At 55.0% G+C, this 13,071-nt stretch carries 10 protein-coding genes; all 10 read left to right on the top strand.

Annotation, left to right across the window (positions count from 1 at the left end):
* The first annotated feature begins 186 nt into the window (after positions 1-186).
* Positions 187-576, top strand: a complete 390-nt coding sequence (gene sdhC, locus HZZ01_RS08745; RefSeq protein WP_033782341.1) for a succinate dehydrogenase cytochrome b556 subunit — start codon at positions 187-189, stop codon at positions 574-576.
* Positions 570-917, top strand: coding sequence for a succinate dehydrogenase membrane anchor subunit (gene sdhD / locus HZZ01_RS08740; RefSeq protein ID WP_008925023.1), 348 nt, complete (start codon positions 570-572; stop codon positions 915-917). Before sdhC ends, sdhD begins: the two co-directional genes overlap by 7 nt.
* Entirely contained in the window at positions 918-2,684 is a 1,767-nt protein-coding gene (gene sdhA, locus HZZ01_RS08735) for a succinate dehydrogenase flavoprotein subunit (protein ID WP_179896497.1), read from the top strand.
* Between the two features lie 14 nt (positions 2,685-2,698).
* Entirely contained in the window at positions 2,699-3,415 is a 717-nt protein-coding gene (locus HZZ01_RS08730) for a succinate dehydrogenase iron-sulfur subunit (protein ID WP_179896495.1), read from the top strand.
* Between the two features lie 200 nt (positions 3,416-3,615).
* Positions 3,616-6,423, top strand: coding sequence for a 2-oxoglutarate dehydrogenase E1 component (gene sucA / locus HZZ01_RS08725; protein ID WP_179896493.1), 2,808 nt, complete (start codon positions 3,616-3,618; stop codon positions 6,421-6,423).
* A 15-nt stretch (positions 6,424-6,438) separates the two neighbouring features.
* Positions 6,439-7,659 carry a 2-oxoglutarate dehydrogenase complex dihydrolipoyllysine-residue succinyltransferase gene (gene odhB / locus HZZ01_RS08720; RefSeq protein WP_179896491.1) on the top strand — a complete coding sequence of 407 codons (1,221 nt, stop codon included), beginning with the start codon at positions 6,439-6,441 and terminating at the stop codon, positions 7,657-7,659.
* 67 nt (positions 7,660-7,726) lie between these two features.
* Entirely contained in the window at positions 7,727-8,893 is a 1,167-nt protein-coding gene (gene sucC, locus HZZ01_RS08715) for an ADP-forming succinate--CoA ligase subunit beta (RefSeq protein ID WP_003853151.1), read from the top strand.
* Positions 8,893-9,768, top strand: a complete 876-nt coding sequence (gene sucD, locus HZZ01_RS08710; protein ID WP_090962952.1) for a succinate--CoA ligase subunit alpha — start codon at positions 8,893-8,895, stop codon at positions 9,766-9,768. Before sucC ends, sucD begins: the two co-directional genes overlap by 1 nt.
* 575 nt (positions 9,769-10,343) lie before the next feature.
* Positions 10,344-11,915 (top strand): cytochrome ubiquinol oxidase subunit I, encoded by a 1,572-nt coding sequence (cydA, locus tag HZZ01_RS08705; RefSeq protein ID WP_179896489.1) that lies wholly within the window; start codon positions 10,344-10,346, stop codon positions 11,913-11,915.
* Between the two features lie 11 nt (positions 11,916-11,926).
* Positions 11,927-13,066 carry a cytochrome d ubiquinol oxidase subunit II gene (gene cydB, locus HZZ01_RS08700; protein ID WP_179896487.1) on the top strand — a complete coding sequence of 380 codons (1,140 nt, stop codon included), beginning with the start codon at positions 11,927-11,929 and terminating at the stop codon, positions 13,064-13,066.
* Positions 13,067-13,071 lie beyond the last annotated feature (5 nt).

Here is a 13,071-nt window from a genome sequence, read left to right as displayed (position 1 = left end):
AATCAGAATGTGATCCTCCTATACTCCTGGCAGGTCTCCGGAACACCCTGACACCAGGAGCCACCCAGCGTTTACTTCCGCGTCACTTAACACTGGATGTTGCTTTTTTGGTGACGGTTAAGTCTGCCACACGTTGTGATTAGACTCCGCCTCAGGTCCGGAGGAAGCAAAATAAAAAAGAGCTGTGTGGGCAAAACCGTGAAAAAACAAAGACCTGTCAACTTGGATCTCTCGACGATCCGGTTTCCCGTTACTGCAATATCGTCCATTCTTCACCGCGTCTCCGGCGTAATCACATTGGTTGCCATTGGCATCCTGCTGTGGCTGCTCGGTCTCTCTCTCTCTTCTCCTGAAGGTTTCCAGCACGCTGCGTCTATCATGGATGGCTTCTTCGCGAAGTTCATTATGTGGGGCATTTTAACGGCGCTGGCCTATCACGCGGTGAGCGGGATTCGTCATATGTTGATGGATTTTGGTTATCTGGCCGAAACGCTGGAAGTGGGTAAGCGTTCCGCCCATATGACTTTTGTGATCACTGTCGTGCTGGCAATTCTGGCGGGAGTCCTCGTATGGTAAGCAATGCATCCGCGTTGGGTCGCAACGGCATTCAGGACTGGCTGCTGCTGCGGGCAACAGCAATCCTCATTACGCTCTACATCGTCTACATCCTCGGTTTCGTGGTGATGACAGACACGCTGACTTATGACCTGTGGCGTGGCTTCTTCGCGTCCGCATTCACTAAAGTGTTCACGCTGCTGACACTGTTCTCCATTCTGGTCCACGGCTGGATCGGTATGTGGCAGGTGTTAACAGACTACGTCAAATCGCTGCCGGTTCGCCTGTTGTTGCAGTTTGTGATTGTCGTGGCGCTGTTGTGGTATGCGATTTATGGCTTTGTTGTGGTGTGGGGTGTGTAAATGAGTTTGCCAATCAGAGAGTTCGATGCCGTGGTAATCGGCGCAGGTGGCGCAGGAATGCGGGCCGCACTGCAAATCTCCCAGGGCGGCCAGACCTGCGCTCTGTTATCTAAAGTTTTCCCGACCCGTTCCCACACCGTATCTGCGCAGGGTGGTATTACCGTTGCGCTGGGTAATACCCATGAAGATAACTGGGAATGGCATATGTACGACACCGTCAAGGGTTCCGACTACATCGGTGACCAGGACGCGATTGAATATATGTGCAAAACCGGCCCGGAAGCGATTCTGGAACTGGAGCACATGGGCCTGCCTTTCTCGCGTCTGGAAGATGGTCGTGTTTATCAGCGTCCGTTTGGTGGTCAGTCGAAGAATTTCGGTGGCGAGCAGGCGGCACGTACCGCAGCTGCAGCTGACCGTACCGGTCACGCGTTGCTGCACACGCTTTATCAGCAGAACCTGAAAAACAAAACCACCATCTTCTCTGAGTGGTATGCACTGGATCTGGTGAAAAACGCCGATGGCGCAGTCGTGGGCTGTACCGCAATCTGCATCGAAACCGGTGAAACCGTTTATTTCAAAGCGAAAGCGACCATTCTGGCAACCGGCGGCGCAGGCCGTATCTACCAGTCCACCACCAATGCGCATATCAACACCGGTGACGGCGTCGGTATGGCACTGCGTGCGGGCGTACCGGTGCAGGATATGGAGATGTGGCAGTTCCACCCAACCGGCATCGCCGGTGCAGGCGTGCTGGTCACCGAGGGCTGTCGTGGTGAAGGCGGCTATCTGCTGAACAAACATGGCGAACGCTTCATGGAGCGTTATGCGCCGAACGCCAAAGATCTGGCGGGCCGCGACGTGGTTGCGCGCTCAATGATGATTGAAATCCGTGAAGGTCGCGGCTGTGATGGCCCGTGGGGTCCGCATCTGAAGCTGAAACTGGATCACCTGGGTAAAGAGGTGCTTGAGTCACGTCTGCCAGGTATCCTTGAGCTGTCCCGCACCTTTGCGCACGCCGATCCGATTAAAGAACCCATCCCGGTCATCCCGACCTGTCACTATATGATGGGCGGTATTCCGACCAAAGTGACCGGTCAGGCACTGCGCGTCAATGAGCAGGGCGAAGATGTGGTGATTCCAGGCCTGTTCGCCGTCGGCGAAATTGCCTGTGTATCCGTGCATGGTGCCAACCGTCTGGGCGGTAACTCACTGCTTGACCTGGTGGTCTTTGGCCGTGCAGCCGGTCTGCATCTGCTGGAAAGTATTAATGAGCAGGGCGACCTGCGTGATGCTTCTGAAGATGAGATCGCCGTAGCGATGGCGCGTTTCAACCGCTGGGAAAACAACACGACGGGTGAAGATCCGGTTGAGATTCGTAAAGCGCTGCAACGCTGCATGCAGAACAACTTCTCTGTATTCCGCGAAGGCGATGCGATGGCGCAGGGTCTGGAAGAGCTGAAAGAGATTCGTCAGCGTCTGAAGTCAGCGCGTCTGGATGACCGCTCACCGGATTTCAATACTCAGCGTATTGAGTGTCTGGAGCTGGATAACCTGATGGAGACGGCCTTTGCCACGGCAGTAGCGGCTAACTATCGTACCGAGAGCCGCGGTGCGCACAGTCGCTTCGACTTCCCGGAGCGTGATGATGAAAACTGGTTGTGCCACAGTCTTTATGTCCCGGAAACCGAAAGTATGACTCGCCGTGAGGTGAACATGCAGCCGAAACTGCGCGCGGCCTTCCCGCCGAAAGTGCGTACCTACTAATTTCGGAGACGATCATGAGACTCGAGTTTTCAATTTATCGCTACAATCCAGACGTTGACGACAAACCGCGCATGCAGGATTACACCCTGGAGTCGGAAGACGGTCGCGACATGATGCTGCTGGATGCGCTGATTCGCCTGAAAGAGAAAGATCCTACTCTGGCGTTTCGTCGCTCCTGCCGTGAAGGCGTGTGTGGCTCTGATGGCCTCAACATGAACGGTAAAAATGGACTGGCCTGCATTACGCCCGTCTCGGCACTGGGTAACGGCAAACAGAAGATTGTTATCCGTCCCTTGCCGGGTTTACCGGTGGTGCGTGACCTGGTCGTAGACATGAGCCAGTTTTATGCACAGTATGAGAAAATTAAGCCTTTCCTGTTGAATAATGGGGAAAATCCGCCAGCGCGTGAACATCTGCAGATGCCGGAAGAGCGTGAGCACCTGGATGGCCTGTACGAGTGTATTCTCTGTGCCTGCTGCTCAACCTCATGCCCATCATTCTGGTGGAACCCTGAGAAGTTCATCGGTCCTGCTGGCCTGCTGGCGGCATACCGCTTCCTGATTGACAGTCGCGACACCGAAACGGAAGCGCGTCTTGATAATCTGAATGATGCTTTCAGCGTATTCCGCTGCCATAGCATCATGAACTGTGTGAGCGTATGCCCGAAAGGGCTGAACCCGACGCGTGCCATCGGCCATATTAAGTCGATGTTGCTGCAGCGCGGCGCATAAGTACTCTTCACCGGGAACCTCAGGTTCCCGGTGTTTTACGGAAGCCTCTGTAAGCGCGGTGATGACCACGTTTACAAAGGTTCCCTTACGGGCCACGCGCGCTGCGCAAAGTGCTCGTATCGCTGAACTCACTACGGCAAACCGCGAAAGCGGCAACAAATGAAACCTCAAAAAAGCATAGCAATGCTTAAGGGATCACAATGCAGAACAGCGCGATGAAGCCCTGGCTGGACTCTTCCTGGCTGGCCGGCGCGAATCAGTCTTACATAGAGCAGCTCTATGAGGATTTCCTGACCGATCCTGACTCTGTCGATGCAGTGTGGCGCTCGATGTTCCAGCAGTTACCGGGCACCGGAATGAAACCTGAGCAGTTTCACTCCACCACACGTGAGTACTTCCGTCGCCTGGCGAAAGATGCATCTCGTTACACCTCATCTGTCTCCGATCCGGAAACCAACTCCAAGCAAGTGAAAGTGCTGCAGCTGATCAACGCGTTTCGTTTCCGCGGCCATCAGCATGCCAATCTTGATCCGCTTGGCCTGTGGAAACAGGACCGTGTCACCGATCTCGAACCCGCTTTTCACGATCTGACCGAGGCTGATTTTCAGGAAAGCTTTAACGTAGGTTCTTTTGCCATTGGCAAAGACACCATGAAGCTGGCCGATCTCTTCGAGGCGCTGACGCAGACTTACTGCGGCTCGATTGGCGCAGAATATATGCACATCAACAACACCGATGAGAAACGCTGGATTCAGCAGCGTCTTGAGTCGGTCGCGGGCCGTGCAGCGTTCAGCAACGAAGAGAAAAAAGGTTTCCTGAAAGAGCTGACTGCGGCAGAAGGGCTGGAAAAATATCTTGGGGCGAAGTTCCCAGGGGCTAAACGCTTCTCGCTGGAAGGCGGCGATGCGCTGGTGCCGATGCTGCGCGAAATGATTCGTCACGCCGGTAAAAGCGGTACCCGTGAAGTCGTACTGGGTATGGCGCACCGTGGTCGTCTCAACGTGCTGATCAACGTGCTGGGTAAAAAGCCACAGGATCTGTTTGACGAGTTCGCCGGTAAGCACAAAGAGCATCTGGGCACCGGTGACGTGAAGTACCACATGGGCTTCTCCTCTGACGTGGAAACCGAAGGCGGCCTGGTTCACCTGGCGCTGGCATTTAACCCGTCACACCTGGAGATCGTCAGCCCGGTGGTCATGGGTTCTGTGCGTGCCCGTCTGGACCGTCTGGATGAGCCAGCCAGCAATAAAGTCTTACCGATCACCATTCACGGTGATGCGGCTGTGATTGGCCAGGGCGTGGTTCAGGAAACCCTGAACATGTCTCAGGCGCGCGGCTATGAAGTGGGCGGAACCGTTCGCATCGTCATCAACAACCAGGTTGGCTTTACCACTTCCAACCCGAAAGATGCGCGTTCTACCCCTTACTGCACCGACATCGGCAAAATGGTGCTGGCACCGATTTTCCACGTCAACGCAGATGACCCGGAAGCGGTTGCTTTTGTAACCCGTCTGGCGCTCGATTACCGCAACACCTTTAAACGTGATGTGTTTATCGATCTGGTCTGCTATCGCCGTCATGGTCACAACGAGGCGGATGAGCCAAGTGCGACCCAGCCGCTGATGTACCAGAAAATCAAAAAACACCCGACGCCGCGTAAAATCTACGCCGATCGTCTGGAAGGTGAAGCCGTTGCCACGCAGGAAGATGCGACCGAAATGGTCAATCTTTACCGTGACGCGCTGGATGCGGGCGAGTGTGTGGTGCCGGAATGGCGTCCAATGAGTCTGCACTCCTTTACCTGGTCCCCTTATCTGAATCACGAGTGGGATGAGCCATACCCGGCTCAGGTCGACATGAAACGTCTGAAGGAACTGGCGCTGCGTATCAGCCAGGTGCCTGAAGAGGTTGAAGTGCAGTCGCGTGTTGCCAAGATTTATAACGATCGTCGTCTGATGGCTGAAGGCGAGAAAGCCTTTGACTGGGGCGGCGCGGAAAACCTGGCCTACGCCACGCTGGTTGATGAAGGTATTCCGGTTCGCCTGTCGGGTGAAGATACCGGTCGCGGTACCTTCTTCCACCGCCACGCGGTCGTGCACAACCAGGCAAACGGCTCAACGTATACCCCTCTGCACCATGTGCACAGCGGACAGGGGCAGTTCAGAGTCTGGGACTCCGTGCTGTCTGAAGAGGCGGTACTGGCCTTTGAGTATGGCTACGCCACCGCAGAGCCGCGCATCCTGACCATCTGGGAAGCGCAGTTTGGTGACTTCGCCAACGGTGCACAGGTTGTTATCGACCAGTTCATCAGCTCCGGCGAGCAGAAATGGGGCCGTATGTGTGGCCTGGTGATGCTGCTGCCGCACGGTTATGAAGGCCAGGGGCCAGAGCACTCCTCTGCGCGACTGGAGCGTTATCTGCAACTTTGCGCTGAGCAGAACATGCAGGTCTGCGTGCCGTCTACACCCGCACAGGTTTACCATATGCTGCGTCGTCAGGCGCTGCGCGGTATGCGCCGTCCGCTGATTGTGATGTCGCCGAAATCTCTGCTGCGTCATCCGCTGGCGATCTCTACGCTGGATGAACTGGCTAACGGCAGCTTCCAGCCTGCGATTGGCGAAGTTGACGATCTGGATCCGCAGGGCGTGAAACGCGTCGTGCTGTGCTCCGGTAAAGTTTATTACGACCTGCTTGAGCAGCGTCGTAAAAATGAGCAGACCGATGTGGCTATTGTGCGCATCGAGCAGCTCTATCCGTTCCCGCATCATGCGGTTCAGGAAGCAGTAAAAGCGTATTCTCACGTACAGGACTTTGTCTGGTGTCAGGAAGAGCCGCTGAATCAGGGCGCCTGGTACTGCAGCCAGCATCATTTCCGTGAAGTTGTGCCATTTGGTGCGACCTTACGTTATGCCGGCCGCCCGGCCTCCGCCTCACCGGCCGTGGGTTACATGTCCGTACACCAACAACAGCAGCAAGACCTGGTTAATGACGCGCTGAACGTTAATTAATTAAAAGGAAAGATAATGAGTAGCGTAGATATTCTCGTTCCCGACCTGCCTGAATCGGTTGCCGATGCCTCTGTGGCAACCTGGCACAAAAAACCAGGCGATGCAGTGACTCGCGATGAAGTGCTGGTCGAAATCGAAACCGACAAAGTTGTGCTGGAAGTGCCAGCCTCGGCTGACGGTATCCTGGAAGCGGTCCTGGAAGAAGAGGGCGCAACGGTCACTTCCCGCCAGGTTCTGGGTCGTTTGAAAGAAGGCAACAGCGCCGGTAAAGAGAGCAGTGCGAAGTCTGAAAGCAAAGAGTCTACCCCGGCTCAGCGTCAGACTGCGTCTCTGGAAGAAGAGAGCAACGATGCGCTTAGCCCGGCTATCCGCCGCCTGATTGCAGAGCATAATCTTGATGCCTCGCAGATCAAAGGCAGCGGTGTTGGCGGACGTCTGACCCGTGAAGATGTTGAAAAACATCTGGCGGACAAGCCGCAGGCTGCTAAAGCCGCCGCGCCAGCCGCTGCTGCTGCACCACAGCAGCCAGTCGCTAACCGCAGCGAAAAACGCGTGCCGATGACGCGTCTGCGTAAGCGTGTTGCCGAGCGTCTGCTGGAAGCGAAGAACAGCACTGCAATGCTGACCACCTTCAATGAAATCAACATGAAGCCCATCATGGATCTGCGTAAGCAGTATGGTGAGGCGTTCGAGAAGCGTCACGGTGTACGTCTGGGCTTTATGTCCTTCTACATCAAGGCGGTTGTTGAAGCGTTGAAACGCTATCCGGAAGTAAATGCGTCTATCGATGGGGAAGATGTGGTTTACCACAACTACTTCGACGTCAGCATTGCGGTCTCTACGCCACGTGGTCTGGTTACACCAGTCCTGCGTGACGTTGATGCGCTGAGCATGGCGGACATCGAGAAGAAAATCAAAGAGCTGGCAGTTAAAGGCCGTGATGGCAAGCTGACAGTGGAAGATCTGACCGGCGGTAACTTCACCATTACCAACGGCGGCGTCTTTGGTTCACTGATGTCTACCCCGATCATCAACCCACCGCAGAGCGCCATCCTGGGCATGCACGCCATCAAGGATCGCCCGATGGCGGTCAATGGTCAGGTCGTGGTGCTGCCAATGATGTATCTGGCGCTCTCCTACGACCACCGTCTGATCGATGGCCGTGAGTCAGTTGGTTATCTGGTTGCAGTGAAAGAGATGCTGGAAGATCCGGCGCGCCTGCTGCTGGATGTCTGATTTTCACCGGGCGCGCCTCGCGCGCCCAACCTCAATACTCTTTTCAGACCTGAATGGATAGAACATCATGAACTTACACGAATACCAGGCGAAACAACTGTTTGCACGGTATGGCATGCCGGCACCAACGGGTTACGCCTGTACTACACCACGTGAAGCGGAAGAAGCAGCCTCTAAAATTGGCGCAGGCCCGTGGGTAGTTAAATGTCAGGTTCATGCCGGTGGCCGCGGTAAAGCGGGCGGTGTGAAAGTGGTTAACAGCAAAGAAGAGATTCGTGCATTTGCTGAAAACTGGCTGGGCAAACGCCTGGTAACCTATCAGACAGATGCAAACGGCCAGCCGGTCAACCAGATTCTGGTTGAAGCGGCGACCGATATCGATCAGGAGCTCTATCTGGGCGCTGTGGTCGATCGCGCAACGCGTCGCGTGATTTTCATGGCCTCGACTGAAGGTGGCGTGGAAATTGAAAAAGTGGCGGAAGAGACCCCGCACCTGATTCACAAAATGGCGCTGGATCCTCTGACGGGTCCGCAGCCTTATCAGGGCCGTGAGCTGGCGTTCAAACTTGGCCTGACCGGCAAGCTGGTAGGACAGTTCACCAAGATCTTTATGGGTCTGGCGACGCTGTTCCTGGAGCGCGATCTGGCGATGGTTGAGATCAACCCGCTGGTGATCACTAAGCAGGGCGATCTGATCTGTCTGGATGGCAAACTGGGTGCCGATGGCAATGCCCTGTTCCGTCAGCCAGAGCTGCGCGAAATGCGCGATCCAAGCCAGGAAGATCCACGTGAAGCCCATGCGACACAGTGGGAACTGAACTACGTTGCGCTGGAAGGCAACATCGGTTGTATGGTTAACGGCGCAGGCCTGGCGATGGGCACCATGGACATCGTTAAGCACCACGGCGGTCAACCAGCCAACTTCCTTGATGTCGGCGGCGGCGCAACCAAAGAGCGCGTGACCGAAGCCTTCAAAATCATCCTGTCTGACGATGCGGTTAAAGCCGTGTTCGTTAACATCTTCGGCGGTATCGTACGCTGTGACCTGATTGCCGACGGCATCATCGGGGCAGTGGCTGAAGTGGGTGTGAACGTGCCTGTGGTGGTACGTCTGGAAGGTAACAACGCCGAGCTGGGCGCCCAGAAACTGGCGGACAGCGGTCTGAACATCATTGCAGCAACCAGCCTGACAGACGCCGCACAGCGTGTTGTTGCTGCCGCGGAGGGTAAATAATGTCCATTCTGATCGACAAAAACACCAAAGTCATTTGCCAGGGTTTCACCGGTGGCCAGGGGACGTTCCATTCTGAGCAGGCGCTGGCTTACGGCACCCAACTGGTTGGCGGCGTGACGCCAGGCAAAGGCGGCACCACTCACCTCGGTTTGCCGGTGTTCAACACCGTGCGCGAAGCCGTAGAAGCGACGGGCGCAACCGCGACCGTGATCTATGTGCCAGCACCTTTCTGTAAAGATGGCATCCTGGAAGCGATCGAAGCGGGTATCAAACTGATCATCACCATCACCGAAGGTATCCCGACGCTGGATATGCTGACCGTGAAAGTGAAGCTGGATGAAGCAGGCGTGCGAATGATCGGTCCAAATTGCCCAGGTGTTATCACCCCAGGCGAATGTAAGATCGGCATCATGCCAGGCCACATTCACCAGCCGGGCCGTGTTGGTATCGTCTCACGTTCAGGCACTCTGACCTACGAAGCGGTTAAGCAGACCACTGACATCGGCTACGGCCAGTCAACCTGCGTCGGCATCGGCGGTGACCCGATCCCAGGCTCTAACTTCATCGACATCCTGAAAATGTTCCAGGATGATCCACAGACTGAAGTTATCGTGATGATCGGTGAGATCGGCGGCAGTGCAGAAGAAGAAGCCGCAGCCTTCATTAAAGAGCACGTGACTAAACCGGTTGTGGGCTACATTGCAGGCGTAACCGCGCCAAAAGGTAAGCGTATGGGCCATGCGGGTGCCATCATTGCCGGTGGTAAAGGCACAGCAGATGAGAAATTTGCTGCGCTGGAAGCGGCAGGCGTAAAGACCGTTCGCAGCCTGGCGGACATCGGTGACGCAGTTAAAGCTGTATTACCTATTAAATAAGTCAGTGTCATCTGAAACTAAGCCACCTCCGGGTGGCTTTTTTTATGCCGGTCACGCATGCGCATTACGCAGGCTGTTAAAAAGAGGAGGGCGCGGTTAAATTACCCGCTCGCGGTTTATCACGTTAATAAAAAGTGGCAAAGGTAAACTATTTCTTCACGCCTTATTTCATTAATGACATTTCATTAACAAGAAACCCACCTGACTCTATCTGGAAACTTATTGCGTTAATCCAGATCAATAAATCACGTTTTATATCCAACTATATCTCTGGCAAAGCGCGACGCTAAAGGCGTAAATTGCGCTGCATCAATCCAGCCTTTTACACACATTTTCAAACGTCTGCTCAACCCGGGATGACACCCACTTTCCTCCTGTTAAAGCACGCGTTAATGAAAGCGCTAATTGACAATTTTCAGAGCTGCCTCGTTCGCAACTCGCCTTTTCGGGCAGCTCAAAGACCTGTTCTGCTGGTAATAAAAAAACTGGAATCAATAAACAGTCGTTCCTGACTCTGATTACGTTCGATCTGAACGCGCGCGTGACGGAGACAAAGCGAGGAGCAAGGAGTCCTTATGTTAGATATCGTCGAGCTGTCGCGGTTACAGTTTGCCTTAACGGCGATGTACCATTTTCTGTTCGTCCCTTTAACGCTGGGTATGGCGTTTTTGCTGGCGATCATGGAAACGGTATATGTCCTGAGCGGTAAACAAATTTATAAAGATATGACGAAGTTCTGGGGCAAGTTATTTGGTATTAACTTTGCGCTGGGTGTCGCCACCGGCCTGACCATGGAATTTCAGTTCGGGACAAACTGGTCATATTACTCTCACTACGTCGGCGATATCTTCGGCGCGCCGCTCGCCATTGAAGGTCTGATGGCGTTCTTCCTGGAATCGACCTTTGTCGGCCTGTTCTTTTTTGGCTGGGATCGACTCGGTAAAGTGCAGCACATGGCGGTGACCTGGCTGGTGGCGCTGGGCTCGAATATGTCTGCGCTGTGGATTCTGGTCGCTAACGGCTGGATGCAAAACCCTATCGCCTCTGAGTTCAACTTCGAAACCATGCGCATGGAGATGGTCAGCTTCTCTGAGCTGGTGCTCAACCCCGTAGCGCAGGTGAAATTCGTTCACACTGTCGCGGCCGGATACACAACTGGCGCGATGTTTATCATGGGCATCAGCGCCTGGTACATGCTGAAAGGCCGTGACTTCGCCTTTGCTAAACGCTCATTCGCTATCGCGGCCAGTTTTGGCATGGCGGCGGTGCTGTCAGTGATCGTGCTGGGTGATGAGTCTGGTTACGAAATGGGTGACGTGCAGAAAACCAAGCTGGCGGCTATCGAAGCTGAGTGGGAAACCCAGCCAGCGCCGGCGTCGTTTACCCTGTTTGGCCTGCCCGATCAGGCAACTCAGGAGAACCGGTATGCCATTCAGATCCCCTGGCTGCTGGGCCTGATCGCTACCCGATCAACCGATACACCGGTGACTGGCCTGAAAGAACTGATGGCGCAGCATGAAGTGCGCATCCGTAACGGCATGAAAGCCTATGCCCTGCTGAATGAACTGCGCGGTGGCAGCCAGGATCAGGCGGTACGTGACGCGTTCAACAGTCACAAGCAGGATCTTGGCTACGGTCTGCTGCTGAAACGCTATACCGATAACGTAGCGGATGCGACCGAAGCACAGATCATGAAGGCGACGCAGGACTCTATCCCGCGTGTCGCTCCACTTTATTTCGCCTTTCGCATCATGGTGCTGTGTGGCGTCCTGCTGCTGGGCATTATCGGGCTGGCGTTCTGGAGCGTATTACGTAACCGCATCGGCAAAAACCGGTGGTTACTGAAAGCGGCGCTGTTGGGTATTCCCCTGCCGTGGATCGCGATCGAATCAGGCTGGTTCGTGGCAGAGTATGGGCGTCAGCCCTGGGCTATCGGTGAAGTTCTGCCGACTGCGGTAGCGAACTCTTCTCTGACCGTTGGCGATCTGCTGTTTTCAATGATTCTGATCTGCGGACTCTACACACTGTTCCTGGTGGCTGAGATGTACCTGATGTTCAAATTCGCCCGCCTTGGGCCGAGCAGCCTGAAAACCGGGCGTTATCATCATGAGCAGATCACGGCAACCACGCAGCCGGTTCAGGGATAAGGAGAGCGACCATGTTTGATTATGAAGTTCTGCGCTTTGTCTGGTGGCTGTTGATTGGCGTGCTGCTAATCGGCTTTGCTGTGGCAGATGGATTTGATATGGGCGTCGGCATGCTGACGCGCATTCTGGGTCGTACCGATACTGAACGTCGCATCATGATTAACAGTATCGCCCCGCACTGGGACGGCAACCAGGTCTGGCTGATCACGGCCGGTGGCGCACTGTTTGCCGCCTGGCCGATGGTCTATGCGGCGGCCTTTTCAGGTTTCTACGTGGCCATGATTCTGGTGCTTGCATCGCTATTCTTCCGTCCGGTCGGCTTCGATTACCGCTCGAAGATTGAAGACAGCAGCTGGCGCGGTGCCTGGGACTGGGGCATTTTCATCGGCAGCTTCGTGCCGCCGCTGGTGATTGGCGTAGCGTTTGGCAACCTGTTACAGGGTGTGCCATTCCATGCCGATGAGTATCTGCGCCTGTTCTATACCGGCAACTTCTTCCAGCTGCTGAATCCGTTTGGCCTGCTGGCGGGTGTGGTCAGCGTGGCGATGATTCTGGCACAGGGCGCAACCTATCTGCAGATGCGCACCACGGGCGAACTGCATCTGCGTTCTCGTACTGCCGCTCAACTTGCTGCCCTGGTGATGATGATCTGCTTCATCCTGGCGGGTGTCTGGGTGAAATATGGCATTGATGGTTATGTGGTGACCAGCACGATGGATCACTTCGCCGCCTCAAACCCACTGGGTAAAACCGTGGTGCGCGAAGCGGGTGCCTGGATGGTTAACTTCCAGAACCATCCTGTGTTGTGGCTGTTCCCGCTGCTGGGCGTAGTGCTGCCGCTGCTGACCATACTCTGCTCGCGGGTTGAGAAGGGCGCCTGGGCGTTCCTGTTCTCTTCACTGACACTGGCCTGTGTCATCATGACTGCCGGCATTGCGATGTTTCCGTTCATCATGCCATCCAGTACCGTGCCGGGTACCAGCCTGACGATGTGGGATGCAACGTCCAGCCTGCTGACGCTGCAAACGATGACCGTTGCCGCCGCTATCTTTGTCCCAATCATTCTGATTTACACCACCTGGTGCTACTGGAAGATGTTCGGCCGTATTACCAAAGAGCATATTGAAAGCAACAGTCACTCACTCTATTAATAAAG

The sequence above is a fragment of the Pantoea sp. WMus005 genome, from assembly GCF_013415305.1.
Taxonomy (GTDB): Bacteria; Pseudomonadota; Gammaproteobacteria; order Enterobacterales; family Enterobacteriaceae; genus Pantoea; species Pantoea rara.
This window is presented reverse-complemented; position numbering and strand designations above follow the sequence as displayed.

Bases quoted from the DNA above. Each gene is read 5' to 3' on its own strand.
- sdhD (WP_008925023.1), top strand. From the start codon at position 570: ATGGTAAGCAATGCATCCGCGTTGGGTCGCAACGGCATTCAGGACTGG.
- sdhA (WP_179896497.1), top strand. From the start codon at position 918: ATGAGTTTGCCAATCAGAGAGTTCGATGCCGTGGTAATCGGCGCAGGT.
- HZZ01_RS08730 (WP_179896495.1), top strand. From the start codon at position 2,699: ATGAGACTCGAGTTTTCAATTTATCGCTACAATCCAGACGTTGACGAC.
- sucA (WP_179896493.1), top strand. From the start codon at position 3,616: ATGCAGAACAGCGCGATGAAGCCCTGGCTGGACTCTTCCTGGCTGGCC.
- odhB (WP_179896491.1), top strand. From the start codon at position 6,439: ATGAGTAGCGTAGATATTCTCGTTCCCGACCTGCCTGAATCGGTTGCC.
- sucC (WP_003853151.1), top strand. From the start codon at position 7,727: ATGAACTTACACGAATACCAGGCGAAACAACTGTTTGCACGGTATGGC.
- sucD (WP_090962952.1), top strand. From the start codon at position 8,893: ATGTCCATTCTGATCGACAAAAACACCAAAGTCATTTGCCAGGGTTTC.
- cydA (WP_179896489.1), top strand. From the start codon at position 10,344: ATGTTAGATATCGTCGAGCTGTCGCGGTTACAGTTTGCCTTAACGGCG.
- cydB (WP_179896487.1), top strand. From the start codon at position 11,927: ATGTTTGATTATGAAGTTCTGCGCTTTGTCTGGTGGCTGTTGATTGGC.